We start from the raw sequence: 26424 nt of genomic DNA on the forward strand, positions 1-26424 counted from the left end.
CAGAGGGCTTCAGGGATAGACGGGGCAGCGCGGCGCGACGTATTCGCCGTTCGGATTGGTGCTCCAGATCGGGTTCGTGAGCTCGACGCGGAAATGCACCTCGGTGTCGTCGATCGAGAGGATTTCCAGCGTGCCCGAGCCGATCGACCCGCCGCCCCACGGGCAATCCTCGGGGCTGGGCGAGTTCAGGTCGTCGGTCTCGGACATGTGGCTGTACGCCAAGAGCTCCGGGCTCTCGAGGTCGTAGACGCCGACTTGCTGCAACGCCGGGGGGAGGGCGATGCTGAGCTGCCAATGACCGCCGCAGGTCAGTTCCGTGGTGGGAGAGTCGCAGGAGGCGCCGAGGTCCGAGATGCGAAGGAAGAGATCGTCCGGATTCAGCGCCGGACCGCCGCCCGAGCTGGAGCTGCCGGGGAGCGGATGGTTGGCCCAGTATTCCTCCCAGAGAACATCGAGCTGCGCGCGGGTGAGGGCGACCGCGGGCTGCGTCGGATCGGGGGTGTTGTCGCCGCTGGAGGTGCTGCCGCCGGCACCGCCGGTGCCGCCCTGGCCGCCGGTGCCTAGGTTGGCGCTTTTTTCATCACTGCCACCCTGGACGACATAGTTGCCGCAGGCGGCGAGGAGGACGGGGAGGAGCAGGAAAGGAAGGCGCTTGAGGTTCATGCCCACGACGTGAGCACGTTCCGGGCCAAGCTGGTGAGCCTGCGATTTCGCGGGTTTGTTGGGATCTGTGTCAGGTGTGCCGGCACATCGTGTCGATGTGTGCCGACATGGGACGGAATGCGCGGGCGCTCCTGGGGAACCTTGGCCCAGCTCTTTACCGCGGCACGAAATCCAGCGACGCCGAATTGATGCAATAGCGCATCCCCGTCGGAGGCGGGCCGTCGGGGAAGACGTGGCCGAGGTGGGCGTCGCATTTCGCGCAGCGGACCTCGGTGCGGTGCATGCCGTGGCTCGTGTCTTCGATCTCCTTGACGGTGCCCTTCGCGAGCGGGGCCCAGTAGCTCGGCCAGCCGCTGCCGGAGTCGTATTTCGTGGCCGAATCGAAGAGCGGCTCGCCGCAGCAGACGCAGGCGTAGCGCCCGTCAGCCTTGTGGTTCCAGAACTTGCCCGTGAAGGCCCGCTCGGTGCCACCGCATCGGCTGACGCGGTATTGCTCGGGGGAGAGGCGCTCGCGGTAGGGATCCTCGCGCTCGGGTTGGCTCGACATAACAGGTCCTCCGATCCGCATCCTAGCGCGAGGTGCCCCGCCGTTCGAGCCCCGCCGAGCGAGCCGGGCCGAGGCGCGCTTGACGGGCCTCGGGGGAGGCTGTAGCGGCTAGGAGGCCCCTGCCGATGGAGGAGCGACGCCGTCGCTGCCAAGATGCCCCTCGTGACCGAGGACGAGTACATCGAGCTCGAGCGCAAGAGCCGGGACAAGCACGAGTTTTGCCGCGGCGTGATCACGGCGATGGCCGGCGCCTCGGCGCGGCACAACGCGCTCTGCGCGAACATGATCGGGCTCGTCTTCGGCGTCCTTCGAGGGAGCCCGTGCGCCGTCCTGACGAGTGATCAACGCGTCTACGTCGAGGCCACGGGGCTCTACACCTACCCCGACGTCGTGGTCGTCTGCGGCGCGCCGCAGTTTCACGCGAAGTACCACGAGAACCTCTTGAACCCCCGGGTCCTCGTGGAGGTCCTCTCGCCCACGACGGCGCGGCACGACCAGACGTCCAAGTTCTCCCATTATCGCATGATCCCCTCGCTCGCCGAGTACGTGCTCGTGTACCAGGACGAACGGCGGATCGAGCACTACAGGAAGCTTCCCACGGGGCAATGGTTGCTCACGGAGTGCACGGGGGACGAGGGGAGCGTGGAGCTGCCCGCGCTCGGATGCACGATCCGGCTCGCCGACGTGTATGAAGGCGTCGACCGGTTCGCGCCGGAGGCGGAGGGCCCGGGGACCGAGCCCTGAACCGTCTCACCCCTCGACGAAGCTATCCTGATACCCCGGATCCTCGGCGCTGAGCGCGGCCTCGGTCGGGAGGAGCGGCTCGAACGTGTCGATCATGACCGCGAGCTCGCTCGTCTCCTTCGTGCCGATGCTGGCCTCGTAGGAGCCCGGGTGCGGGCCGTGCGGGATGCCCGCCGGATGGTGGGAGATGCTGCCCGGTCCCACGCCGCGGCGGGACGTGAAGTTGCCGCGGCAATAAAAGAGGAACTCGTCGCAGTCGTACGACGAATGCGGGTACGGGCAGGGGATCGCCTGCGGGTGGAAATCGACCATGCGCGGGACGAAGCTGCAGATGAGCGCGCCGCGCGCGGCAAAGGTGCCGTGCCAGTCGGGCGGCAGGTGCACGAGGCCCGCCCGGGGCTGGAAGTTCAGGATCGGGAAGACGAACGGATAGACCGTGCCGTCCCAGCCGACGACGTCGAGCGGCGAATGCGCCATCGAGAAGCCGTGGAAGCCGCCGTCGCGCTTGACCACGAGCTTGCGGATCCCCTCGTCCATCGGCCCGACGAAGGCGGGCTTCTTGAAGTCGCGGTGGCTGTACGGCGCGTCCATGCGGAGCTGCCCGACGTCGTTGCGCCATTTCGACGGGATGTGGATCCCGCCCATGGCCTCGATACACAGCCACGATTGCAGGCCCGCGTCGGGGATGAAGCGATAGAAGAGGCCCCGCGGGACGTAGATGTAATCGTCCTTCTCGTACCGGAGGTCGCCGAGCATCGTACGCAAAAGGCCGCTGCCCTCGAAGACGTAGAAGAGCTCGTCGGCGTCGGCGTTCGTGAAATAGACGGGATCGGGCGCGTCCGGGCGGGCGATGCCGAGGACGAGGTCGCCGTTGTAGAGCAGAGGGACGCGCCCGTCGATCTGCGGGCCGCTCGGCGTCGGGACCGAGGTCGATCGATAATGGCGCTTCGCCAGGGGGCGCTGCGGGGCCGGCGTCGGGAGTGCAAACCCGTGCTCGGCGGGCGCGACGCGGTGCTCGTGCGGGCGCCGCTCGTGATACACAATGGTGTAGGGCCCGTCGAACCCGCGACGCGTCAGGCACTCCTCCCAGCGGAGCGAGCCCTTCGCGTCGCGGAGCACCGTGTGGTGCTTCGGCGGCAGCTCCCCGAAGGCGAGGCGCTCGATCACGCGACCTTGCCTTCCGTCTTCTGCTGTCGCTCGATGCTCTCGAAGAGCGCGCGGAAATTGCCGCCGCCAAAGCCCCGATCGCCCTTGCGCTGGATGACCTCGTAGAAGAACGGACCGGCGTGCGGATCCCCGTGCGTCCCGGAGGACTCCTTGAGGAAGATCTGGAGCAGGTATTTGCCCTCGGCCTCGCCGTCGACGAGGATTTCGAGGTCGCGCAGGACATTCACGTCCTCGTCGATCTGCTGGACGCCGAGCGACTTCAGGCGCGTAGGCAGCACGTCGTAATACGAGCCCGGCGTGGGCATGAACTGGATGCCGCGCTCGCGCATGTGCTTCACGCTGGTGAGGATGTCCTTCACCGCGATCGCCGCGTGCTGGACGCCGTCGCCGCGGTGCTCCTCGTTGAAGATGTTGATCTGCGAGCTCTTGAAGTACGGCCGGTACGGCTCGTTGTTCGCGAACTTCACGCCCGAGCCCGGATCCCACATGACGGCCGAGCGCAGGCCGGAGCCGTGATCGCCGCCCTTCTTGACGTCCTCCGTGTGGAACTGGATCTCCCAGAACCGCTCGAAGCCGAGCACGTGCTCCATCCAGAGCAGCGCCGGCGCCATCGTCTGGAAGTTCGTGGTGATGTGATCGAAATGCGTGAAGCCGAGCGAGTTCTTGCCCCCGCGCGGCGTGTCGTAATGCACCGCGCCCGGGAAGAGCTTGCGGTAGCCCTTGCGCTCGACGAAGCGGAACGTCGTGTCGCCGAAGGGCGACGTGATCGAGAACGAGGCGAACTCGCCGCCGTCCTCCTTCACGCGCGTGATCTCGTCGATCGGCGTGCCGCCGCGCCCGTCGAGCAGGCGGAACGCGCGCTCGATGTCCTCGACCTCGAAGATGAGCGTGCCGACGCCGTCCGGGTGCTTGCGGAGGTACCGCCACGCCCGCCCGCCCTCGCCGAGCGGCTGCGAGCACATGACGATGCAATCGCCGGCGCGGAAGACGACCGAGCGCTGCTTGGCCGCCTCCTCGAGCTCGGGGCTCGAATGGGCGATCTCCTCGAAATCGAGCTTCTCCGTGTAGAACTTGCGGCTCCGCTCGAGGTCGCGGACGTAGTAGTGAAGCGCCTCGATGCGCTTGATCCCGATGGATTCCACCTTCGACATGATTTCGATGTCTCCTTCAGCCATGCAACGTTCGGGGGCTACGCTCGGACGAGCCGAGCTACGCCCCCGACCCCCCGACGACGGCATCAATCTGCTTGTCCGGATGAGCGGCCTGGAAGGCCGGTAGCGACGCGCATTGCTCCTCGATGCGCACGAGCAAGGGGAACGGGGCGAGATCCACGCCGAAGCGCCGCGCTGCAAAAAGTTGGGGCACGAGGCACGCGTCCGCCACCGTGGGCGCGTCGCCCACCGAGAATCGGCCGTGGACGGGCTCGGCGAGCGCCTGGAACGCGGCGAGGCCCTTCTCGATGAAGCGCCGCGCGAACGCCTGCTCGTCACCGCCGAGCTCGGTCTTCACGAGCTTGAGCACCGACAGGTTCTGGAAGGGCTGGATGCCGGCGTTGATCGTCTCGGCGAGCTGCCGCGTCCGCGCGCGGAGGAACGAATCGGCCGGCAAGAGCCGCGGCTCGGGATAACGCTCCTCCAGCCATTCGATGATCGCGAGCGATTGCCCGAGCTCGTGGATGACGCCGCCCTCCTCGACTTCGAGCGTGGGCACCTGGGCCATCGGGTTTCTCGCGCGGTAGTCGTCGCGGAACTGCTCGCCGCCGTCCTTGACGAGGTGGACGGGGATGTACTCGAAGGGGACGCCTTTGAGGTGAAGCGCGATCCGCGCGCGATAGCTGCAGGAGCTGCGCCAGTATCCGTAAAGCTTCATGGAGAGACCACCTTCTGCTCGATGCGACCAAAGATGTCTTGCCCGTCCTCGCCCCGCATCTCGATGGCGATGGTGTCACCGGGCTTCATGAAAGGCGTCTTCGGCGCGCCAAGGTCAATGGTCTCGATCATGCGGCGCTCGGCGAGGCAACTCACGCCGCGCGCGCGATCGACATTGGAGACGGTGCCGCTGCCGAGGATCGTCCCGGCGCCGAAGGCGCGCGTCTTCGAGATGTGCTCGACGAGTTCGAAGAACGAAAAGTGCATCTCCGGCCCGGCCTCGGGATCGCCGATGAGCGCGCCGTTGTAGGTCGAGCAGAGCCGGAGATGAATGCGGCCGTCGCGATACGCGCCGCCGAGCTCGTCGGGCGTGACCGCGAAGGGCGAGAAGGCCGTGGCGGGCTTCGATTGAAAAAAGCCGAATCCCTTGGCGAGCTCGGCAGGGACGAGGTTTCGCAGGGTGATGTCGTTCGCGAGGCAAAGGAGGCGCACGAAGCGCCCGGCGTCTTCCTTTTTGGTGCCGAGCGGGACATCGCCGAGGACGACGCAGATCTCGGCCTCGAAATCGAGCCCCCAGCGCGCGTCGTGGAGGACGATGTCCTCGCGCGGGCCGAGGAGCACGGAGGAGCCGCCCTGGTAGACGAGCGGATCGGTGCGGAGGGTCTCGGGCGGCTCGGCGCCGCGGGCCTTGCGGACGAGGACGATGTGGTTGATGTACGCGGAGCCGTCGACCCACTCGGAGGCGCGGGGCAGGGGCGGCGCGAGCTTCGTGGGGTCGAGGGGCTCGCCGGGGATCTCGCCGCGATCGAGGCGGGCGGCGAGGTCCCGCAGGCGCCCCTCGCTCTCGTCCCAGCGATCGAGCGCGGCCTGCATCGTGGGGATGTCGGACGGCGCCGGGGTGAACACTGCGCCGTCGCGTCGGACGACGATGAGCGTGCCGTCCCTTCCCGGTCCTCGTAGGCTCGCGAGCTTCATGCGTTCCGTTCTCTCCGCCGTGCTTGGCGTGGGTCGGGTAGCACGAAGGGGGAGGGAGGTTCAACCCCGGAGGCGGGGACCCTTGCAACCGTCTGGCGGGCATCCCGCAACCCTCTCCAGGACCGTCGCAACCGTCTGGCGGGCATCGTGCGACCCTCTCCAGGACCCTTGCAACCGTCTGGCGGGGCTCCTGCAACCCTCTTCAGGACCCTTGCAATTGTGTTCCGGGTATCTTGCGACCCTCTCCGAGACGCTCGCAACGGTCTGCCAGGTATCCTGCGACCCTCTCCAATGACGCTCGCAACGGTCTGCCAGGTATCCTGCGACCCTCTCCAATGACCCTTGCAACGGTCTGCCAGGCATCGTGCGACCCTCTCCAGGACCCTTGCAACGGTCTGCCAGGCATCCTGCGACCCTCTCCAGGACCCTTGCAACGGTCTCACGGGCGTCCTCCGACGCTCTCCAGGACCCTTGCAACCGTGTGGCGGGCATGCTGCGTCCGAGGCATGAGCCGGGCGAACCCATGTTGGCTGGCGCGAGCCTGCCATGGTATCAGCTCACACATGGCCGCCCTCCTCGAGGAAGCGATCGAGCAGCTCCGAGAGCGCATTGAAGCCGGTGCGCCGAGGATTGCGATTCAGGCGCCGCCTGGCTTCGGAAAAACGACCCTCCTGAGGGGGCTCGCTACTGCGCTCACGGGGAGCCGGCGCGTCGTGAGGATCGAGTTGCCCGAGGGCGACGACGCAGCGCTGGTGGCGCTGGTCGATGCGGCAACGCAACTCGGCGATGAGATGCCGGAGATCCTGAATCGGGTGGTGCCCCGGCACGAGCCCGCCCGGGTCTCGTGGGCCACGAGGCTCGCCGCCGTGCACGAGGCGCTCCAGAACGCAGGAGATGGGCTCGTGATCCTGCTCGATGAGCCCCATTTCCATGCGGCCTCGAGCCCCGAGAGCGAGCTGTTCGCTCGGCGCGCCGTCGAGATCACGAAGACGATTCTTGCCGCGCACGCCGGCACGATCGTGCTCGCAGGGCCAGACATCCCCCCAGGGGTTGCCGAGGACGCGGAGATCTTGCTCCCGCTCGTTCGAGACCCGCAGAGGGCGCACGCGTCGGAGACCGTGTTCCGGCTCAGCGGTCGCCTTCCGCACGATCCGTCGCCGGTCGTAGAGAAGGTGCTCGCGGCGCTCGCGGCGGCGGGCATCGAAGTGGGGCGCATTCCCGGCAGAGATCGCCGGCTCGATCGCCTGGTGACCCATGATCTAGCGAAATTGTTCATGGCGAGTCCCGAGATGCGCCGGGTCATCGCGCGCCTCGCCGCGCTCCGCGTCCCCTTCTCCGAAGACCTGCTCGATCGTGCCGGCGTGAGTGCCCTTCCGGACACGAACAAGCGGATCGTCGCCGAGCTCGTCGACACGCTGGACGATGGGGCAAGGGCGCTTCCTGCCGCGCTCGCGAGCGTCATCCGCGCGCGGGTCGAGATGGGTGATCCCGCGTGGGTGCCAGACGGTTCAGCGGACGACGCCTACCGCTTCGCAGCGCAATATCACCGCGAACGTTACGAGGCCGCGCACGCCGAAGGGAAGGTCGCCAAAGCCATTCGAGAGGAGCTGGAGGAGATCCACCACCTCACGGAGGCCGGCGACGCCATAGCGTTGCTCTCCCGCTCCCTCCAGTTCGTGGAGCAGTACGACGCGCTTGGCAAGAGATTGAGCCAGAAGGCGTTCCGCGAACGTGCCCAGGAAGAAAAGCTGCGTCGCGATGCGGTCCGCGCTTATGAACGGGCCATCGAGCACGACGACAGGGAAGCGTACGCGCACCACTATATCGCTTACAACCTCGACATCCTCGGCATCGAACCCGAGCGGGTGGAGCGCGAATACATCCGGGCGCGGGAGCTGGCTCCGGGACATGCCTGGTATCACGGACGCTACATCGGCTTCCTGGTGACGAGAGCGTGGATGAAAGAGGCACGCGCGGCCTGGGACCAGGCACTCGTGGACCTCGCCGTTGCAGCAGGCTCGCCGCAATCCACGCTGTACGTGGAACTTCATGCGCAGGTCGCGCGGCTCCTTTTGGCGCGTAGCGAGCTCGAATTCGCCTCCGATGTGCTGGAGGACGTCCCCGATGCGCTGCGCGAGCAACCATGGTGGCGCGCCCTCGACCAGCTCCGTGTCTGCCTCGAGGAGGACCGCGACGAGCGGCTCATCTTCCCCCCGAGGCTGCGGCTCTCCGAGCGCTGGGAGGGGCCGCACCTCGCCGACCAACGAAACGTCCGAACCTGGACGCCGGGCCGAGTCTTCGCGCAGGACGACGAGATCGTGACGCTGCTCGTGGCCAAGGGCCCCGACACGTCATCCACCCTCGACCTCTCAACAGACGAACTGGAAGAGGCGTGGAACGTTTCGCCGAGCCAGTTGCGCGTCGGCACCTTCGTCGAGCTCATCGAATACGCGGACGACACAAGGGCAATGGAAATTTGGGATCGTCAGTCGTCGTCTTTCACGGCCGTCCCCGACCTTCCCAAGCCGTTTCCCAACCACAGACGGTACATCCGCCGTGCCTTTGCCTGATCTCACCCCAGATCACCTGGTAGTGCTCGCGTTCGGGCCGGGTATTGGCGAGCTCATCCTGGTCCGCGTGCCGCCCGATGCATGGATGGTCGTGGACGGCTGCGGCGCCGGCGAGGCCTGCTACGCCGTGGAGGCGCTCACGCATTACGGAGCCCGCCCGCGCATCGTGCTCCTCACGCACCCACACGAGGATCACAGCTTGGGTGTCGCCAAGGTCATCGATATCTGGACACCGCGCGATCGTAAGGAAACGTGGCCTCGCATCGGCATGGTGCTCCCGCCGGGAGACGACGTCGCCGCGCGCTCCGCGGACTTCATGGGTGGTGCCACGCTCCAGGCCATCGCCGCTGTCGAGTCGCGCTGGAAGGAATCCCCGGCATGTCGCTGGGAGGTGAACGTCGGCGACCTCGAGCTGCTCGGCAATGCAGCGCTGCGTGTACTCTCCCCCCGCGCGGACGTGCGCGCCGAGAAGATAGAGCAGTGGAGAATGGGGCGAACGTTCAACAAGAACGTCATCTCCACCGCGCTGCTGCTCTCATGGCACAAGCGGCGGATCCTGCTCGGCTCGGATCTGGTCGAGGAGCCTGGCAATGGCTGGAGCCACAGCCTCGTGCTCGATCCCGACCTCGGCGACCATGATCTCCTCAAGGTGCCGCATCACGGCTCGGACGCGGCGCTGCACGACGACGTGCTGAGGCCGAGAATCCGCGTGCCCGATCCGCTCCGGATCTTCGCGCCGTTCAGCCGCAAGCGGCTTCCGAAATTTTCCCCCGGGGTGGGCGCGAACCGCGTCGTCTCCCACGGGGGAACGAGCTACCTCACGGGCCTGCCGCGGCGTCACGAGGAGCAATCTGGCCGCATCGAGGCCCGTACCCTCACTGAGCTCCAAGCGCACGGTGCGATCAAGTTCAACCCGGTGACGAGCTTCTTCCCCGACTGCTACGTGCTCGTGTCGATCCCACCCGACGGCGGACCTCCCCTCATCGAGCAGGGGCCCGGGAGCATCCACGTCGTGTCGCCATCCGGCGAGGCTTCGCCATAAAAGAGCCCGGGCGATAAATTCGCTTCGGGGGTGGAGGCCTCCTCGCGGCATTGCGTTCCGATCGAACGCAGGGGCCAAGAAGGATTTGCGTTTTCCGACCGTGTCGGGTAGGTCGCGTGCGCACGCTGGGGGAGGTCCCCGAGCCATGGCACGAGGAAAGACGACGGACATGAAGAAGCTCGTTCTCGCATTCGCAGCGCTCGCACTCTTCGGTTGTGGCAAAGAGGAGGCGGCCCCGAGCCCCGCCGCCGGTTCGTCCGCGAAGGCCGCCGCTCCGGCTGGCTCCACGACGCCTGCGACGGCCGAAGCCAAGCCGGAAGCCAAGCCGGAAGCCAAGGCCGAAGCCAAGCCCGCCGCGCAGAAGGGCCTCGAAGCGGGGCAGGTCATCCTCGGCTACCTCCGCGACCCGAAGGACGAGGGGCAGTGTGCCGCCCTCGTGGCGCCCGAGGCCGAGAAGGCGAAGTTCGACGACGCCAAGATCGCCGAGCTCGCCAAGACGCTGAAGCTCGACGTCGCCAAGTCCTGCCCGAGCGAGGGCGTCGTGGGCGTGTGCAACGCGATGGGGATGCTCGTGAATTACAGCGGGCCGCAATACACCAAGGAGTCGGCCCAGGCGGATTGCACGAAGGGCCACGGCAAGTTCATCGAGTGATGTTCGTGCCGCCGGAGGCGGGGACCTCGAAGCCGAGCGGGGGGCTATCGCCGCGCCCAAGGCGGGTTTATCGTCGAGGGCGTGTTACGCCGCTCCGCGATCCTCCTCGCCGCCCTCGTGGCGTCGGCCTGCGCGTCCGCGCCGCCCAGGAAGCCCGATTTACCCGCGCCGCCGCCGGTCGAGGCGCCCGCCGCGCGCGTGGATCCGCTCGCCGGCCTCGACGTGTACGCGGCGGAGACGCTCGCAGCTTGGAAGGCGCCGGGCATGGCGATCGCCGTCGTGCGTGGCGACGAGACGGGGGGCCACGTCGTGCTTGCCCGCGGGTACGGGACACGCGAGCTCGGCGGCGCGGCGCCCGTCGACGCGCACACGCGTTTCCCCGTCGCGTCGCTCACGAAGACCTTCACGGCAGCCGCCGTAGGCAAGCTCGTGGAGGACGGCAAGCTCGGCTGGGACGACCCGATCAAGCGCCATTTCCCCGGCTTTTGCGTGAAGGACACGCACGTCGGGGCCACGCTCTCGATCCGGGACGCGCTCGCGCACCGGAGCGGGCTCGAGGAGTCCGCGGATCTGCTGTGGATCGGCACCGGGTTCGACCGTGGCGAGGTGATCCGGCGCGTCTGCGAGGTGGGCCAGGCGGCGCCGCTCCGCGCGAAGTTCAGCTACAGCAACGTGCTTTATGCCGTGACCGGCGAGCTCGCGGCGCGCGCGTCGGGGCAGACCTGGGAAGAGCTCGTGACGTCCCGCCTGCTCGAACCGGCCGGGATGCGGGAGAGCGGCTTCGGCGCGCCGGCGCCGGGCGGCGAGAACATGGCGAGCCCCCACGCCGAGCGGGACGGCGTCCTCACGCGGATCACGCCGCGCGACGTCACCAACATCGGGCCCGCGGCGGGGCTCGTGTCGAGCGCGCACGACCTCGCGCGCTGGCTTTTGCTCTTGCTCGGACGCGGCGCGATCGAGGGCCGCCGTGTCGTCGCCGCGGACGTCGTCGCCGAGCTTTTCACGCCGACGACGATGGTCGGCCTCCGGCCCTGGCAAAAGGAGCTCTACCCCGAGAGCCATTTCCTCGCGCAGGGGATGGGCTTCATGCTCCAGGATTACCGCGGCCGGCTCGTCGTATGGGGGACGGGCGGGATCGACGGGTTTTCATGCTCGATGGCGCTCCTCCCCGAGGAGAAGCTCGGCATCGTGGTCCTGTCGAACGTCCCGTTCACGGGGTTGCCCGAGGGAATGGTGTTCCGGCTCATCGACGCGCACCTCGGCGCGCCGCCGAAGGACTGGAGCGGGAAACGCCTCGCCTTGTCGCTCGCGAGCCGGGCGCGGGGCGCGGCGGCGCGCAAGGAGCGCGAGAGCCAGCGCGAGACGACGGCGCTGCCCGTGCCGGTGGAGAAGCTCGAAGGGCGTTACGCCTCCCCGATGTTCGGCGACGCCGTGATCGAGCCTCGCGACGGGGGGCTCCGTTTGCGCTTCGCGAATGCGGCGCGCGCGACGCTCGAGCCGTTTCGGCCCGGGGCGCTCCTGGCCCGCTTCGAGGACGCGGACCTCGGGACGTCGATCGTGACGTTCACCGTGGATGCGCGTGGCGTGGTGACGAGCTTTTCGCTGGAGGATCACGGGGCGTTCACGCGCGTCACGCGGTGAGCGGGCGCCTTGCCGCGCCGGCTGTGCCGCCGTGTGCCGCCCGGCGTCGAATCCGGGCGGCCACGTCAGGGCAGGCGCCTTTCGTCCCGAGGGGGACGCCTCGCGTCCCCCTCTCGGCCAGGCGGAGCCCGGCCGATTCACCCCCCGAGGCGAGCTCGCTGCGCGATCTCGCAGAGCATCGAACCGTTCGATGCTCTAGCGCCTTTCAGCGGGAGACGAGATCCGTCATCCACGGCACGTCGGCGGGCGTCGCGCCCTGGAGGCCCTGCGCCCACTCCTCGTCGGTCATTCGCTCGAAGTTCGACGTGATCTTCTCGAAATAGGACGAGGCCAGGCCCACGAAGGCCCGCGGCGTGCCGCACGGGTCCGCCGTCACGACCATCAAGCGCGGCAGGCCCGTCCCCACGTGCAGGACGCGCCCGACGGGGGTTCCGCCTTCGTCGGTCGGCTGCGTGTGCACGTCGGCGATCGTTGGATCCTGCTGGACGCTCTGGAAGTTGTCGAAGAACAGGTTCGCGTACCAGCCCGTCGCGCCTTCCGGATCGCCGCAGCCCATCTGCACCTTCACGGCCTGGTTGATGAAATCGAGGTGATCCTGCGTGAGCGGGATGCCCTCGCGCTCGTTCTTCGCCATCTCGGCGAGCTTCTGCGCGACGTCGCGCAGCGTGGCGAAATATTCCGGCAGCCGCTGGGCGAGGTAGGCGCTGCCCGAAAGATCGAGGGTCCCGACCATTGCGGTGCCGTGCTCGGCGAGCTCGGCGATGCGCGCATAAAAGCCCGGGTACGGGTCCACGAACGCGTCCGGGAACTGGCACGAAGCGCCGCCCGTGTACGATTGCTTCGCGTAGAGCAGCGTGTCGTGCCGGAGCTCGGCCCACGACGCGAACTGCGTGTTCATGAGCCGGCGGCCCCAGGCCTCCGTCTTCGCGACCCCGGGCAGGCCCGACGTGTCGCCGTCGAGCGTCTTGTTCGGCGAGAGCTCGCGCAGCGAGACGAGCCAGCGGTTGTAGAGGTTGTCATTCCAGAACGACGCGGGGTGCGCGTCGACGAGGACCCGCATCATGTGAAGGTCCGGCGCGTACTTGAACTGTTCGAGCTCGGGCAACATGAGCTGCCCGGCCTGATCGTTGCCGAGCGCGGCGAAGCCGACGTCGAGCGGGTTCGGCATCATCCGCTTGACGGCGCCCTTCTGCACGCGGTCGTAGACCACGTTCGAGAAGACGTGCGAGTCGACCACGTACCGCTGGCCGAAGAGCGCGAAGCTCGACGAGAGCGGCAGCGTGCCTTGACCGAGGCCGTTGATCATGATGTGGCTCGAGATCCGCTGCGTGCCGTAGCCCTTTTGCAGCACGGTCTGGGCGATCTTGGCGTCGTCGAGCCCGGCGAGCCCCGCGGCGTCGGCCACGCCGAGGTCCGCGAGCAGGCCGTCGAGCTGGGGCAAGGTCATGTAATCGCTTTCGCCCACGAAGGAGCGGATCGCGTTGTCGATGCGGGTATGGCGCTTCTGCTGCTCGCCCTGCGCGAGGGCGTGCAGGACGTAGGCGCCTTCGAGTTGCCTGCGCTGGAAGATCTGCGAGCCGTCGCTTTGCGTCTCGATGATGCGGAAATCGATGCGACCGAGCCACATCATCGCGCGGAAGTATCGCTCGAGCTCGGGCGCGTCCGTGTAGTGGCCGCGCGGCTCGAACTGCGAGTAGTCCACGATCCGATCGCTGCCGAAGAGGCGCGTGTTGCCCATTCCCTGGTGGGCCTTGGCGCCGTTCACGAGCGCGACGATGTTCGACTCGTTCGCGCCCGCGACGGGCGGGACCGCCTGGTCGGTGAGGAGCGAGAGCGCCACGGCCGTGAAGAGATCCGCGTCCGCGCGCGCCTCGGCGCCGAGCGCGGAGCCGCCGCCGGCCGCGAGCTCGGCGCGCATCGATTCGAGCAGCGTTTTCAGCTCGGGCGCGAGGGAGGCCATCTCCACGGCCTTCAGGATCGCGTCGTAGGAGCGGTGGACGGCGTAGAGGATCGAGTCCGCCGACACGTAGAGCGGCAAATCGAGCGCATAAATGCTCTCGTAGCCGTACACGAACGTGGGGAATTTTTTCTTCTCCGAGATGACGAAGCCATTCTTCTGGAGCTTCTGCATCTCGTCGGCGTCGAGGCCGAGCGAGGAGGCCTGGATCAACGGGAGACCGTCGGCCTGCGCGGGATCGTAGGAGAGGCCATTCGTGAACGAGACCTTGTACTGGTCCGCAAAGTCGGCGGCGGTCATGTTCGCCGATTTCTGCGCCTCGGCGAGGAGCGCGTCGAGCTCGGCCTGTTGATCCGGCGCCATCGGCGTGGGCGGGATGGCCGTTCCGTCAGGTTTCTTGGGCTGATCTTCGAACGTCGTGAAGCAGGCGGTGGCGAGGACCGCGAGGAGCGGGACGGAGCACAAGCGAAGCAGCGGCGTGCGCATGATGGTTTCCCCTTTCGCGGCGGCTCGAATCGCCGCGCGCGCCGTGGGCCTAGCAAGGCGCATGCCCCTCTCGGCTCGATGCGCCAGGATTCGACCGCGGCGTGAGGGCCACGAACGCGCGGCATGAACGTGCTCGTGACTCGTTTTACGTCATACGATGTTCAGGGGCACGCAAATCGAGGAGGAGGCCGCATGCTCGCTTGCTCGTTGTGCGCCGCTGCCTCGCTCGTGCTCCTCCGCATACTTGTGTTCAGCCTGACGAAGCGGAGAGCGGTGATATGTTCCGTCTGCAGCGCCCCCTTCGACCCGGGGGGCCCGCGTCGAGATGGAATCCATGGATTTGCGGAGAGAACTCAGGCTCCTCCTCGTCGCCGTGTTGCTGATGGTGGTGGGGACCGTTGCGTCGCTGGCCATTCTCACGAAGGTCGGAAGCTCGCTCGCCGAGACCAAGGCGGCCATCGCGGAGAATGCGGCGCCCACGGTCGTCGCGCTCGACCAGGCGCAGGCGCGGCTGCGGCGGCTCCACGTGCTTTTGCTCGAACGTCACATGGGCTCGCCAGGGGATCCCCTGGTCCGGAGCGCGGCCATTGCGACCGCGGATCGCGAGCTGAAGGGCGCGATCCGTGATTACCTCGCGCTTCCCGCCGATCCCGGCGAGGAGCCCTTCCAGCGCGCGATCACCCAATCGCTGACGCACGCGGATCGGGTGGTCGATCGCGTGCTCGCGCTCGAGCCCGGGGAGCTCGGTCGATCCGATCTGCGGGTCGAGCTCGACGCGGCCATGGCCCAGTTGAGCCTCGATCTCGTGGAAGCGAGCGAATTCAGCATGCACATCGCGAACGCCTCGACCAAAACGGTCGTCTGGATCTCGCGCACGCTCGTTCCGATAGAGGCGACGGTCGAGGTGTTCACGTTCCTGGCCACGGTGGCGACGCTGGCGCTGACGTATCGTATGGTCCAGCGCGCACGGACGCTGGCGGCCGAACACCTGACGTCCCTCGCGTCCCGCGCGGATGAGCTCGAAAACTTCGCGGGTCGCGTCGCGCACGATCTCATGAGCCCGCTCGCGGGCGTGGCCTTGGCGCTGGACCTCGCGAGCCGGCGCCTGACCGCGCCGGAGGACACGCCGACCCAAAAGGCCATCGTGCGGGCCTCGCGGACCCTGCAGCGGGTCCGCCGTTTCGTGTCCGACCTCCTGGAGTTCGCGCGGGCCGGCGCGAGGCCCCTGCCCGGGGCGCGCGCGCGTGTGGACGATGCCATCCGCGAGGTCGCCGACGAATTCGGGCCGCTGGCCGAGGACGCGGGCGTCGAACTCCGCGCCGAGCCGCTGGGGGCGACGTGCGCCCTTGCCTGTAGCCCCGGCGTGCTGTCGAGCGTGCTGTCGAACCTGGTGCAGAATGCAATCAAGTACATCGGCGACGGCGCAGAGCGGTGCGTCTCGATCCGATGCGTGGATCTCGTGGAGGAGGTGCGGATCGAGGTCGAGGACACCGGTCCTGGCATCGCCCCGGAGGATCGCGCATCGCTCTTCGATCTTTATGCGCGGGGGCGCGACGCGAAGGCGCCGGGGCTCGGGCTCGGGCTCGCGACCGTCAAGCGGCTGGTCGAATCCCACGGCGGGGACATCGGCGTGAAGGCGGGGCCTCGGCGCGGCTCGGTGTTCTGGTTTTCGATGCCGGTCGCGGCGCACGCATGACGGGGGGGAGCCTCGCAGGAGGGTGTCGCAGCGCACCGGATCCCGCGCGCACGTGTTGCAAACGCGAATGGCAGCGCACCGGACCCCGCGTGCACGCATTGCAAACGGGTCTTCGACCGTGCACGAGCCGCGTGCACGCGTTGCAAACGGGTCTTCGAACGTGCATGGAGCCGTTTGCACGCGTTGCAAACGGGTCTTCGACCGTGCATGGAGCCGTTTGCACGCGTTGCAAACGGGTCTTCGACCATACATGGAGCCGCCTGCACGCGTTGCAGACGGGTCTTCGACGTAGGTCGTGCCGTTTGCACGCGTTGCAGACACCTTTCGGAGCGCGCCGAGCGCCGTTTTCACGTGGAGGGGATGTCAACGGTGTCGTCGGTCGTGGAGCGCACGCCGGCGTCCTTGTGGGCTTGAACGCCATCTTCTAGCCTGACGTCGCCATGGGCGTCTTGCCGCCTGCCGGGGAGGGCTCTCCATGACTTCGCGCCGTGCGCTCGTTTCGTCGTTGCATCTGCGTCTGTGGATGCTCGGGGCTCTGCGGTTCTTTCGGCTTGGGCTGCTGGGGCTCGTCGCTTTGGGCGTTTCGGCATGGCTCCTCGGGTGCGGCGCGGCGCGCGTGCCGACGGAGGCGTGGGCGCAGGAGCTGCACGGCAAGAGCGTGTTTCGCGTGTGCCGGCGGCATCCCCGCGTCGGCCCGAATGTGCGCCACTGGTACGAGCTCGGGGACGGGGTGCCTCGACCGGCGTTCGAACCGCTCGAAAAGCTCCTGGAAAATCCTTCGGTCAGGGCGATCTTCATCCATGATCCGCACGCGCCGCCGGAGAGCCGGCGGCTCCTCGGGCTCGCGTACCAGGATCTGCCCTGCGACAAGCCTCCGCCGCCGCCTCCGCCGAAGATCGCGGCGAAAGAGCCGGAAGCCGCGCCGGCCAAGCGTACGACGGTCCGAACCGAGACGCGGACGTCGGCGATACGGCCCTGCGAGAGGCCGCGCAATGGGCCTCCGGATTCGCGTTTCCTCGGGCAAACGGCGCCCACGCCTGCGCCCGCGCCGGGGATGAGCGCGCCGTGTCCGCCGCCTCCGCCCGGGAATACATATGAGGAACAGAAAGTCAACCTGGCGAGGAGGGACGCCGAGGAGGAGGCGAGGCGCACGGGGGAGCGGATCGGGCGTGAGTGGGGGGCGACGCTTGGCAAGGCGGATGAACTGCCGAAGACCTTTGACCGCGGGCATGGGTTGGGGCTGGGGAAGAAGGGAGAGTTCAACAAATTATTTCAGCAGGCCCCCCCCGAACGCGCCGAGCAGATTCAGGCCAGTCTGGCCCAACAGCTGAATGCGATTCCGGAGTTGCCGACGTACGACGACGAGCGGCTCGCCAGGATTGCGTGGGAGGCATTCCTCAAGGGGTATGGCAGAGGCTGGGCGGACGCCGAGCTGAAGGCCGCGATTCTGAACGCCCTGGCGGACACGGCATTGACGCTCGCCACCATGGGAGCGGCGGCCCTGGAGACCGCAGGGGCGAGGGCGCTGCGGGCGGCTCAGCAGAGGCTACGGAGCATGCCGGTGTTCCTGCCGGCGGGGGCGGGCGGACCAGGCGGGTTCTTGCGGCGGCCGAAGCTGCCGAGTCCGCCGGCCGCGAGCCCGCCGAAGGCAGCGGCGCCGCCCAGCGGGACGACGGTTACGACGACGACGCGGCCCGTGTCGGGGAGTAGCAGCAGAGGCGAAACAGGGTCATACACGAACACGCACGCCAGCGGAAAAACGTACGATGGTAAAGGTAGTCGAGAGCGCTCCCAGATATCCGGTCGTCGCATCGAGCGGAAAACCGGAGACCAGCATGTAGCAACAGACTGGAGGCCCGCGCCGAACGCGAGAGACGCCTTCAAGGAAGAAGCGCGTCGGCTCCAGGAACACGGCGGTCCAGGCCGCCCTGATAACCATAACAAGATCGAGTCTCCCGGGAAAAAGCTGCTCGAACAGGAGAAATGATGAGTTACCCCAACGATGCCGATGGCGCTGCCCTGCGTCGCCTGGCGGACCGATGCGACATGTCGGAGCCGATGGATATCGACTTCGTCGTATCTGTCCCGGATCAAGCTGCGGGCGAGGAATTGGCGCGGTTGGTGACGAAGCGTGGCTATACTCCGTCGGTCGAGTTCGACGAAGAGGCTGAGGAATGGACCTGCTATTGCGCCAAACGGATGGTTCCCACCTACGAAGCGGTCGTTGCCGCGCAGCAGGAGCTCGATGAACTGGGAGCAGAGGTGGGGGGGTACTCCGATGGATGGGGGACATTCGGAGACTGAGTGCGGACGAGCAGCGACGTCGACTCGTTAGGCCCGAAGAGTTCGCCGAGATCGAGGCGAATGCGACGACAAACGCCGTGGAGCTTGACCCCGACAAACCTGTCGAGTAGGGTGCGCGGCAGAGACATGGACGACAAACTCGACCTCGGCCAGGCGTACGCGCCGCCCGCCGCGCCGCCGCCCGTCGCGCCTGTCCCCGGCGTGATCTCGCCCTACGACAGGATCGTGAGATTCGCTTTCCCGGTCGGCGCCGGGATCGGGCTGGTCTTTGGCTGCGTGGTGTATCTCCGGTCCGCCTACGCGCTGGGCTTCTTCAATGCGCAGAAGAACACCCCGTGGATCACATGCGTCATCGTGCTCCGCGAGATGGGCCCCGCCTGCGCCATGCTCGCCGTATACCTCACGGCGGTCATCCTCCTCCATCGCGCGGGGCGCAGGGCGAGCGGACCCCTCGAGGTCGATCACGCGCGTGTGCTCCTCGTCCTGGGGACGCTCCCACCCCTCACGGTCGTCACGGCTCCGTTCTGCGTCCTTGGCGCCCTGCTGGTGTGGCTGGCACAATCGTCGGGGACGACGAGCGAATTTTTGCATCCATTCCTGAATCGGGGGTGAGATGGCGGGATCCCGTTTACGGCCTGGCCCAGGCCGCAGGCTGCGGGGGGGTTCTCACGTGCCTGCTCCGAATCGGGGCAAAGTGGCTCACCACGAAGAAACACGGCCTCGCCCTGAAGCTTTTCGTCGCGTATCTCTCGCTCGCCATCCCCAATGCTGTTCTACGAGCGGTCTTTTCGATCGTGGATCCGGCTTGAGTCGCGCCGCTCCATGACGAGCGGCATCCCGCGGGAAGGCGCGATCGTCACCCCGCGACGCACCTCGTGCACCTTGCCGAAGCGCGGCAGGCGCAGCTCCGTGCGCGCGAGGATCGTGGCGAGGATCATCTTCATTTCATAGAGCGCGAACGCCATGCCGATGCAGCGGCGAATGCCGCCGCCGAAGGGGAGCCACTCGTGAGGCGCGAATCGCTGGCGCAAAAAGCGGTCCGGATCGAAGCGCGTCGGATCCGGGTAAAGGTCGGGCCTTCGATGAATGAGGTAAATCGATACGAGCGCAGGCGTGCCGGCTTCGAGATCATAGCCGCCGATGCGCATGGGCCGCTGGAGGAGCCTCCCGACCATCAGGACCACGGGCTGCAAGCGCAACGTCTCCCGCGCCGTCGCGTCGAGCAGCGCGCAGCGGGCGATGCGCTCGGGCGCGAGATCCGGCAATGCGCCCTCCGTTTCGAGCTCGCGGACGAGGCGGGCGACCAGGCTCTTCGAGGCGAGGATCCACCGCAGCCCCCACGAGAGCGCGGTCGCCGTGGTCTCGTGGCCGGCGGCGAGCAGGGTCATGAGCTCGTCGCGCAGCTCGCCGTCGCTCATGGGCTCGCCCGCCTCGTCGCGCGCGTCGAGCAGGAGCGAGAGGATGTCGTCCCCACGCTCGCCCGAGGTCCGGCGGCGCCGGATCTCCCCATAGAGCATCTCGTCGGCCTTGTGGAGGGCCCGGACCAGGCTGTTCCAGCGCGTGAGGGGGCCGAGGTCCCGCTGGAACATGGGCACGAGGAAGATCGGGTTCGTCGTGAGCTCGAGGATCTCCACGAGCCGCTCGCGCAACCGGTGGAACAGCTCGCCCTCGCCGATGCCGAAGACGACGCGCAAGATGACGTCGAGCGTGATCGCCTGCAGGCGCTCGTGCACCGGGAAACGCTCGCGCGCGGGCCAGCCGGCGATCGAGGCCTCGGTGAGGGCGACCATGCGCGCGCCGTAGGATGCCATGCGCTCGCCGTGCAGGGGCGGCATGAGCAGCTTGCGCTGGCGCAGGTGCTCCTTGCCGTCGAGCAGGAGGAGCGAGGCTTTTCCGAGGATCGGCCCGAGCACCGCGTTGACCTGCCCCGCGTGCGCGTCGTCCGGGCCGAGCGCAAAAATCTCCTTCGCGGCGTCGGGGTGGTGGAAGACCACCGCGGGCTTGGGATTGGCCGGAAACCGCATCGTGAAGGCGTCCGGGTACCGCTTGGCCATGGCCTCGAGGAAGGGGAACGGGCGGTAGAGGAACGGCGGGAGGGTGAGGGCCGGGGGCAGGGGGAGTCCGGGCACGCGCTGCATGGGGCGCAGCATAGGGGGGAACGCGAAGGAGGGAAGGGGCGGCGCGCGGGCCGTTGCTCGGGGCGCCCCGGCCGGATAGGGTGCGCCGCGAGAGGAGCTGACGATGACTGAAGTGAACCGTTCCTGGCGGCTTGCCGCGCGCCCCGAGGGGATGATCAAGGACAGCGATTTCACCTGGCACGAGGAGCCTTTGCCGGCAGAGCTCGGGCCGGGGCAGATCCTCGTCGAGACGCTGTATCTCTCGGTGGATCCGACGCAGCGGATCTGGATCGAGCGCGACTCGTACCTGCCGGCGGTGGCGATCGGCGAGGTGGTGCGCGCGGGCGGCGTCGCGCGCGTGCTCCGTTCGAGCCTGCCCGGCTTCTCGCCGGGGGATCTCGTGTTCGGGATGACGGGGTGGCAAACCCACGCCGTGATCGAGCCCTCGATCCGGGGCCCGCGGAAGCTGCCGGAGGGCGTGTCGCCGACGATGGCGGTCTCGCTCCTGGGGCTGACGGGGCTCACCGCGTATTTCGGGCTGCTCGACGTGGGGCAACCGAAGGAAGGGGAGACCGTCGTCGTCTCGGGCGCGGCGGGCGCGACGGGCAATGCGGCGGGGCAGATCGCGAAGATCAAGGGGTGCCGGGTCGTGGGGATCGCGGGTGGCCCGCAGAAGTGCGCGTGGATCAAGGACGAGCTCGGGTTCGACGCGGCGATCGATTACAAGTCCGAGGACGTGCAGAAGCGGCTGGGCGAGCTCTGCCCGAACGGCATCGACGTGTACTTCGACAACGTCGGCGGCTCGATCCTGGAGGCGGCGCTCACGCACCTCGCCATGCGCGGGCGGGTCGTGCTCTGCGGCTCGATCGGCGATTACAACCATGCGACGGGCTCGACCGGGCCGAGGAACCTCATGAACCTCGTCATGAAGCGCGGCCGCATGGAGGGCTTCCTCGTGAGCGACTACGCGGCGCGGTTCGGCGAAGCCATCGGCGACCTCGCGCGGTGGGCGGCCGAAGGGCGCATCAAGGATCGCGTCGACGTCGTGGAGGGCCTCGAGAACGCGCCCGCCGCGCTCCGGCGCCTCTTCACCGGGGCGAACACCGGCAAACAGCTCATCAAGGTGGCGGCGGGCTGACGCCTCTCCGCGGGGGGGCGCACCGCGGCCTCCGTGTTCGGCACGTCCCCGCGTAGGGAGCCCGCCTCGGGCACCGTCCAAGGGGAACGATCATGACATCTCCTCGAACCAACGAGCCGACCGGCGGGGATCCCGAGGTCCTCAAGGTCGTCGCGCGGGGCAAACGGCGGCGGCTCCCGTGGGTGCTGCTCGCCGCCGTCCTCGTCGCCGGCGGCGGGGGCGGCTTTTATGTGTGGAAGAAGAAGACCGCCGCCGCCGCGGAAGGCACGAAGTACCAGTCGCAGAAGGTCGAGCGCGGCGACCTCCGGGTGACCGTCACCGCCACCGGCACGCTGAAGGCGCGCAACACCGTGGAGGTCGGCGCGGAGATCACGGGCCGCGTCCTCGAAGTCCACGTCAATTTCAACGACAAGGTCACGAAGGGCCAGATCCTCGCCGAGATCGACACGGAGCAATACACGGCCAGGATCGAGGAGGCGACGGCGCAGCTCGCCTCGGCCAACGCCTCGCTCATGAACGCGCGCACCACGGCGAGCGAGAACAAGCTGAAGCTCACGCGGGCCGAGGGGATGCTGGCGCAGGGGCTCGCGCCGGCGCAGGACGTCGAGGCCGCGCAGGCGAACTACAAGCGCGCCGAGGCGCAGGTGGCGTCGTCGTCCTCGCAGGTGACGCTCGCACAGGCGTCGCTCAAGGTCGCGAAGACGAACCTTTCGAAGGCGGTCATTCGTTCGCCGATCGACGGGGTGGTGCTGAACCGCGCGGTCGAGCCGGGCCAGACGGTCACCTCGGGCATGCAGACGCCGGTGCTCTTCGTGCTCGCGGCGGACCTCGGTCAGCTCCAGCTCAACGTGCAGGTCGACGAGGCCGACGTGGGCTCGGTGAAAGAGGGGCAGGAGGCGAGCTTCACGGTCGACGCGTACGCGCAGCAATCGTTCGTGTCGAAGGTGCTCGCCGTGAAGAACATGCCGACGACGGGGACGACCGTGGTCACGTACGAGGCGTGGCTCTCGGTCGACAACACGAAGGGATTGCTCCGCCCCGGCATGACGGCGACGGCGACGGTCGTGGTCGACGAGCGCAAGAACGTGCTCCTCGTCTCGAATGCGGCCTTGCGGTTCAACCCGAACCGGAAGACGACGAGCACGCAGCAGCAGGGCATCTCGGTGAACCAGTTCTTGCCGACGGGGGGCCGGCCGGGGATGGGACAGCAAAAGCGCCCGACGGGCACGGGCACGGGCACGGGCGCGCCGCGTGAGCCGGCGCTCTGGCTGCCGACGGGCGGTGAGCCTCGCCGCGTGAAGGTGGAGGTCGGCGCGACGGACGGCATTCGCACGGAGATCCGCGCGGAGGAGATCTCCGAGGGGACCGACGTCGTGGTCAGCATGGTCGAGGCGCCGCGTGGCTGAGCTGCCTCGCGCGGACGGCGGCGCGAGATCTCCGATCGTCGAATTCCGGCGTGTCGAGAAGATCTACGGCGAGGGCGAGTCCGAGGTGCGCGCGCTCGACGGCGTCGACATGCGCATCGAGCGCGGGGAGTTCGTCAGCATCATGGGGTCCTCCGGCTCGGGCAAATCGACCGCCATGAACATGATCGGTTGTCTCGACGTCCCCACGTCCGGCGCGTACCTCTTCCGCGGCGTCAACGTCTGCGACCTCGATCAGGACCAGCGCGCGCTGCTCCGGCGCCATTTCATCGGGTTCGTCTTCCAGGGGTTCAACCTGCTCGCGCGGACGACGGCGCTCGAGAACGTGGAACTGCCGCTCGTCTACCGGCGCGTGCCGGCCGAGGAGCGGCGGGCGCGGGCGCTCCGGGCGCTCAATCTCGTGGGGCTCGCGGAGCGCGCGGGGCATACGAGCGCGAAGCTCTCGGGCGGCCAGCAGCAGCGCGTCGCCATTGCGCGGGCGCTCGTGACGGAGCCCTCCTTGCTCCTCGCGGACGAGCCGACCGGCAACCTCGATACCGCGCGGAAGGCCGAGATCATGGAGCTCATGGTCCAGTTGAACCGCGAGCACGGCATCACCGTGGTGATGGTGACGCACGAGCCGGACATGGCCGAATACGGGACGCGGACGATCGTGTTCCGTGACGGCAAAATCATCTCGGGGAATGGCTGATGCTCTGGGCGACCTTGGTCATGTCGGTGCGCGAGGTGCGGAAAAACGCGCTTCGTTCGTTCTTGACGATGCTGGGCATCATGATCGGCGTCGGCGCGGTCATCGCCATGGTGACGATCGGCGAGGGCGCGACGCAGAAGGTGCGCAGCGACGTCGGCGCGCTCGGCGAGAACATGCTCGTCGTCTCGCCCGGCGCGGCGCGGCGCGGGCCGGAGCGCACGGCGGGCAATCCCTTTCAAAAGGAAGACGTCGAGGCGATCGAGCGCGAGGTGACCGGGATCAAGGCCCTGTCCCCGACAGCGCAGTCGAATACCACGGTGGTCGTCGGCAACCAGAACTGGCCGACGAGCGTGACCGGCGTCGACGATGGGTATTTCGAGGTTCGCGGCTACAAGGTCGAGCTCGGGCGGAGCTTCTCCGAGGTCGAGGCCGCCTCGGGCACCCCGGTGTGCATCATCGGAAAGACGGTCCGGGACAACCTGTTTGGCGGGGCGATGCCCATGGGCCAGCGCATCCGCGTGAAGCAGGTGTCCTGCCTCGTCGTGGGCGTGCTCGCGTCGAAGGGGCAGGCGGCGATGGGCGGCGATCAGGACGACGTCGTGCTCATGCCGCTCCGCGCGTTCCAGCGGCGCATCGCGGGCAACAACAACATCAGCTCGGTGTATCTGCAGGTGGAGAGCGCGGAGATGACGAGCTCGGTGCAGGCGCAGGTCGAGGACCTCCTGCGCGAGCGGAGGCGCATCCAGCCCGGCGGCGTCGACGATTTCAACGTGCGCAACATGCAGGAGATCGCCGATACGATGAGCAGCGTCACGGCGTCGATGACGGGCCTCCTTGGCGGCATCGCGGCCGTGAGCCTGCTCGTCGGCGGCATCGGCATCATGAACATCATGCTGGTGAGCGTCACCGAGCGGACGCGCGAGGTCGGGACGCGGCTCGCGATCGGGGCGCTCGCGAGCGAGGTGCTCCTGCAGTTCCTCGTGGAGGCGGTGGTGCTCGCGCTCCTCGGCGGGATCCTCGGGATCCTCTTCGGGCTCTCGCTCTCGTACGCGGCGACGCAGAGCCTCTCGCTCCCGTTCGTCATCTCGCCGGGCACGGTGGCCGGGGCCTTCGCGTTCTCCGCGGCCGTCGGCGTCATCTTCGGCTATCTGCCGGCGCGCAAGGCGGCGCGCCTCAACCCCATCGAGGCATTGCGTCATGAATAGAACGTCGAAATGGTGCGTCGCGGTGTCTTCGCTCGCGCTCGCCCTCTCCTCCGCGGACGCGTTCGCCCAGCAGACGCCGCCGAGCGCGGCCAGCCGGCCGGCCTCGCCCGTGGTCCACGAGATCACGGAGAACGACGTCATCATGCTCGTGCTCCGGCACAACCCCGACGTCGCTTCGGCCATTCTATCGGAGAAACAAGCGGCGGTCTTGGTGCGGGCGCAGGAGGTGCGGTATCCGTTCGTGCTCACGGCGAACGGGGGATACACGCACAGCGCGTCGCCCGCGCTCGGGCGGGATGGCCAGGTCACGGTCGGCGAGCGTGACGTCTTCTCGCTGAACGCGGCGCTGCGGAAGGATTTCGCGACCGGCACGGTGGTGTCGCTCTCGGTCCAGAGCAGCCGCAGCTCGACGTCGAACCCCGTCGGCGAGCTCGTCACGGCGGGCGCGGCGGGCGTGGGGTATTCCATGTCGACGCGGCTCTCGCTCACGCAGCCCATCCTCCGCGGCGCGGGGACGCGGATGGGCGAGGCCGGGCTCCGGGCCGCGGAGCTCGATCGCGCTGCGGCGCACGAGGGGCGCGAGCGCGTGGCGAGCGAGGTCGTGCGCGACGCGCTCACCGCGTACTGGGAGCTCTGGTATGCGTCGCGCTCGCTCGGCATCGAGCAGGCCGCGCGGGATCTCGCGAAGACCGAGCGCGACGCGGCCGATCAGCGGCGCGAGAAGGGGGCGCTCGCGGCCGTCGACGTCCTCTCGTACGAGACCCGCATTGCGACGCTCGGCGAGTCGGTCACGTCGGCGGAGCTCTCGGAGCTCCAGCGCGGGCTCGAGCTCGCGCAGATCCTCGCCGTCATCGATCCGAACGTGCGCCTGCGCGCGGCCGGCAGCCCCGACGCCCCGCCGGTGCCGACCGTGGCGGAGGTGGAGAAGGCGCTCACCTCGCTCTCGCCGGAGCTGAAGGAGCTCGAGGCGCGCGTCGCCTCGGCCGAGTCACGCGCGCAGGTGGCGGGCGACGCGTATCGACCGCGGCTCGACGTGGAAGGGTACGTGGAGCTCCGCGGCCTCGGCAATGGCAGCATCGCGCCGGCGTTCGCGCAGATCGGGACGTTTGGCGCCGTCGGCGGGTACGTGGGGTTCCTCTTCGAGGCGCCGCTCACGACCGCGCGGGAATCGGCGGAGGTCGAGAATGCGCGCATCAACGCGCAGATCTCGAAGAACCAGCTCGAATCCGCGCGCAGCCGGATCCGCATCCTCGCGCTCCGCCTCGTCGCGCAGCTCGAATCCGCGGAGGCCCGGCGCGCGGCGGCGATGCAGACGGTGGCCATCGCCGAGAGGCAGCTCGAAGCCGAGCGCGCGCGTTTTGCGCTCGGCGCGTCGACGCCGCTCCAGGTGCAGCAAGCCGAGGACACGGTGCGCACCTCGCGCCTGCGCGTCGCGCGGGCGACGGTGGATCGCACCCAGGCCTTGCTCTCGCTGGAGCACGCGATGGGGCGCATCGCGGCGCGGATCGGCGACGGCTCCACGCCGCCGAAGTGAACG

The 26424-nt window shown here is 68.3% G+C and carries 23 protein-coding genes; 14 read left to right on the forward strand and 9 right to left on the reverse strand.

The annotated features are described in order from the left end of the window. Window positions 1–9: 9 nt before the first annotated feature. Entirely contained in the window at window positions 10–663 is a 654-nt protein-coding gene (locus POL67_RS18135; RefSeq protein WP_271918657.1) for a hypothetical protein, read from the reverse strand. 154 nt (window positions 664–817) lie between these two features. Beyond that, window positions 818–1210 carry a peptide-methionine (R)-S-oxide reductase MsrB gene (gene msrB / locus POL67_RS18140; RefSeq protein WP_271918659.1) on the reverse strand — a complete coding sequence of 131 codons (393 nt, stop codon included), beginning with the start codon at window positions 1208–1210 and terminating at the stop codon, window positions 818–820. A 153-nt stretch (window positions 1211–1363) separates the two neighbouring features. Here msrB and POL67_RS18145 point away from each other — a divergent pair, with 153 nt between their 5' ends. Next, window positions 1364–1954: a Uma2 family endonuclease gene (locus POL67_RS18145; protein ID WP_271918661.1), complete on the forward strand. Its 591-nt coding sequence runs from the start codon at window positions 1364–1366 to the stop codon at window positions 1952–1954. Between the two features lie 6 nt (window positions 1955–1960). On the opposite strand, the gene POL67_RS18150 is transcribed toward POL67_RS18145, so the two are convergent. The 5 genes from POL67_RS18150 to POL67_RS18170 form a co-directional block, all read right to left on the reverse strand. Next, window positions 1961–3121: a homogentisate 1,2-dioxygenase gene (locus POL67_RS18150; RefSeq protein WP_271918663.1), complete on the reverse strand. Its 1161-nt coding sequence runs from the start codon at window positions 3119–3121 to the stop codon at window positions 1961–1963. Continuing rightward, window positions 3118–4272 (reverse strand): 4-hydroxyphenylpyruvate dioxygenase family protein, encoded by a 1155-nt coding sequence (locus POL67_RS18155; protein ID WP_271918665.1) that lies wholly within the window; start codon window positions 4270–4272, stop codon window positions 3118–3120. Before POL67_RS18155 ends, POL67_RS18150 begins: the two co-directional genes overlap by 4 nt. 58 nt (window positions 4273–4330) lie before the next feature. Then, window positions 4331–4990, reverse strand: coding sequence for a maleylacetoacetate isomerase (gene maiA / locus POL67_RS18160; RefSeq protein WP_271918667.1), 660 nt, complete (start codon window positions 4988–4990; stop codon window positions 4331–4333). Then, the gene (locus POL67_RS18165) at window positions 4987–5964 is read right to left on the reverse strand and encodes a fumarylacetoacetate hydrolase family protein (protein ID WP_271918669.1); all 978 of its coding nucleotides are present in this window, start codon (window positions 5962–5964) and stop codon (window positions 4987–4989) included. The genes maiA and POL67_RS18165 overlap by 4 nt, the downstream gene beginning before the upstream one ends. Before the next feature lie 557 nt (window positions 5965–6521). After that, a complete protein-coding gene (locus POL67_RS18170) occupies window positions 6522–7070 on the reverse strand; it encodes a hypothetical protein (protein ID WP_271918670.1) in 549 nt (182 codons plus the stop codon). A 12-nt stretch (window positions 7071–7082) separates the two neighbouring features. On the opposite strand from POL67_RS18170, the gene POL67_RS18175 reads away from it, so the two are divergent. The 4 genes from POL67_RS18175 to POL67_RS18190 all read left to right on the forward strand — a co-directional run bounded on the left by POL67_RS18175 (window position 7083) and on the right by POL67_RS18190 (window position 11869). Continuing rightward, window positions 7083–8534, forward strand: coding sequence for a tetratricopeptide repeat protein (locus POL67_RS18175; protein ID WP_271918672.1), 1452 nt, complete (start codon window positions 7083–7085; stop codon window positions 8532–8534). Then, window positions 8521–9576 carry a ComEC/Rec2 family competence protein gene (locus POL67_RS18180; RefSeq protein WP_271918674.1) on the forward strand — a complete coding sequence of 352 codons (1056 nt, stop codon included), beginning with the start codon at window positions 8521–8523 and terminating at the stop codon, window positions 9574–9576. Before POL67_RS18175 ends, POL67_RS18180 begins: the two co-directional genes overlap by 14 nt. Window positions 9577–9721: 145 nt before the next feature. Further along, window positions 9722–10228, forward strand: coding sequence for a hypothetical protein (locus tag POL67_RS18185; protein ID WP_271918676.1), 507 nt, complete (start codon window positions 9722–9724; stop codon window positions 10226–10228). 81 nt (window positions 10229–10309) lie between these two features. Further along, window positions 10310–11869, forward strand: a complete 1560-nt coding sequence (locus POL67_RS18190) for a serine hydrolase (RefSeq protein WP_271918678.1) — start codon at window positions 10310–10312, stop codon at window positions 11867–11869. 205 nt (window positions 11870–12074) lie between these two features. On the opposite strand, the gene POL67_RS18195 is transcribed toward POL67_RS18190, so the two are convergent. Continuing rightward, entirely contained in the window at window positions 12075–14312 is a 2238-nt protein-coding gene (locus POL67_RS18195; protein ID WP_271918680.1) for a DUF3160 domain-containing protein, read from the reverse strand. A gap of 334 nt (window positions 14313–14646) precedes the next feature. Here POL67_RS18195 and POL67_RS18200 point away from each other — a divergent pair, with 334 nt between their 5' ends. The 4 genes from POL67_RS18200 to POL67_RS18215 all read left to right on the forward strand — a co-directional run bounded on the left by POL67_RS18200 (window position 14647) and on the right by POL67_RS18215 (window position 18924). After that, a complete protein-coding gene (locus POL67_RS18200; protein ID WP_271918682.1) occupies window positions 14647–16008 on the forward strand; it encodes a sensor histidine kinase in 1362 nt (453 codons plus the stop codon). Window positions 16009–16738: 730 nt separating this feature from the next. Next, window positions 16739–17995 (forward strand): hypothetical protein, encoded by a 1257-nt coding sequence (locus POL67_RS18205; RefSeq protein ID WP_271918684.1) that lies wholly within the window; start codon window positions 16739–16741, stop codon window positions 17993–17995. Further along, a complete protein-coding gene (locus POL67_RS18210; RefSeq protein ID WP_271918686.1) occupies window positions 17992–18312 on the forward strand; it encodes a ribonuclease E inhibitor RraB in 321 nt (106 codons plus the stop codon). The genes POL67_RS18205 and POL67_RS18210 overlap by 4 nt, the downstream gene beginning before the upstream one ends. A 126-nt stretch (window positions 18313–18438) precedes the next feature. Next, entirely contained in the window at window positions 18439–18924 is a 486-nt protein-coding gene (locus POL67_RS18215) for an ABC transporter permease family protein (RefSeq protein ID WP_271918688.1), read from the forward strand. Window positions 18925–19085: 161 nt separating this feature from the next. Here the strand turns inward: POL67_RS18215 and POL67_RS18220 are convergent, their stop codons facing one another. After that, window positions 19086–20450, reverse strand: a complete 1365-nt coding sequence (locus POL67_RS18220; RefSeq protein ID WP_271918690.1) for a cytochrome P450 — start codon at window positions 20448–20450, stop codon at window positions 19086–19088. Window positions 20451–20553: 103 nt separating this feature from the next. On the opposite strand from POL67_RS18220, the gene POL67_RS18225 reads away from it, so the two are divergent. From POL67_RS18225 to POL67_RS18245, 5 genes are all read left to right on the forward strand, one after another. Continuing rightward, entirely contained in the window at window positions 20554–21567 is a 1014-nt protein-coding gene (locus tag POL67_RS18225; protein WP_271918692.1) for an NADP-dependent oxidoreductase, read from the forward strand. Between the two features lie 92 nt (window positions 21568–21659). After that, complete coding sequence (locus tag POL67_RS18230) at window positions 21660–22973, forward strand: efflux RND transporter periplasmic adaptor subunit (RefSeq protein WP_271918694.1); 1314 nt, start codon at window positions 21660–21662, stop codon at window positions 22971–22973. Further along, window positions 22966–23682: an ABC transporter ATP-binding protein gene (locus POL67_RS18235; protein ID WP_271918696.1), complete on the forward strand. Its 717-nt coding sequence runs from the start codon at window positions 22966–22968 to the stop codon at window positions 23680–23682. Before POL67_RS18230 ends, POL67_RS18235 begins: the two co-directional genes overlap by 8 nt. Further along, a complete protein-coding gene (locus POL67_RS18240) occupies window positions 23682–24887 on the forward strand; it encodes an ABC transporter permease (protein ID WP_271918698.1) in 1206 nt (401 codons plus the stop codon). The genes POL67_RS18235 and POL67_RS18240 overlap by 1 nt, the downstream gene beginning before the upstream one ends. Then, window positions 24880–26421, forward strand: a complete 1542-nt coding sequence (locus POL67_RS18245; protein ID WP_271918700.1) for a TolC family protein — start codon at window positions 24880–24882, stop codon at window positions 26419–26421. The genes POL67_RS18240 and POL67_RS18245 overlap by 8 nt, the downstream gene beginning before the upstream one ends. Window positions 26422–26424: the final 3 nt, after the last annotated feature.

Origin of the sequence: Polyangium mundeleinium (genome assembly GCF_028369105.1) — a bacterium.
Lineage (GTDB): Bacteria > Myxococcota_A > Polyangia > Polyangiales > Polyangiaceae > Polyangium > Polyangium mundeleinium.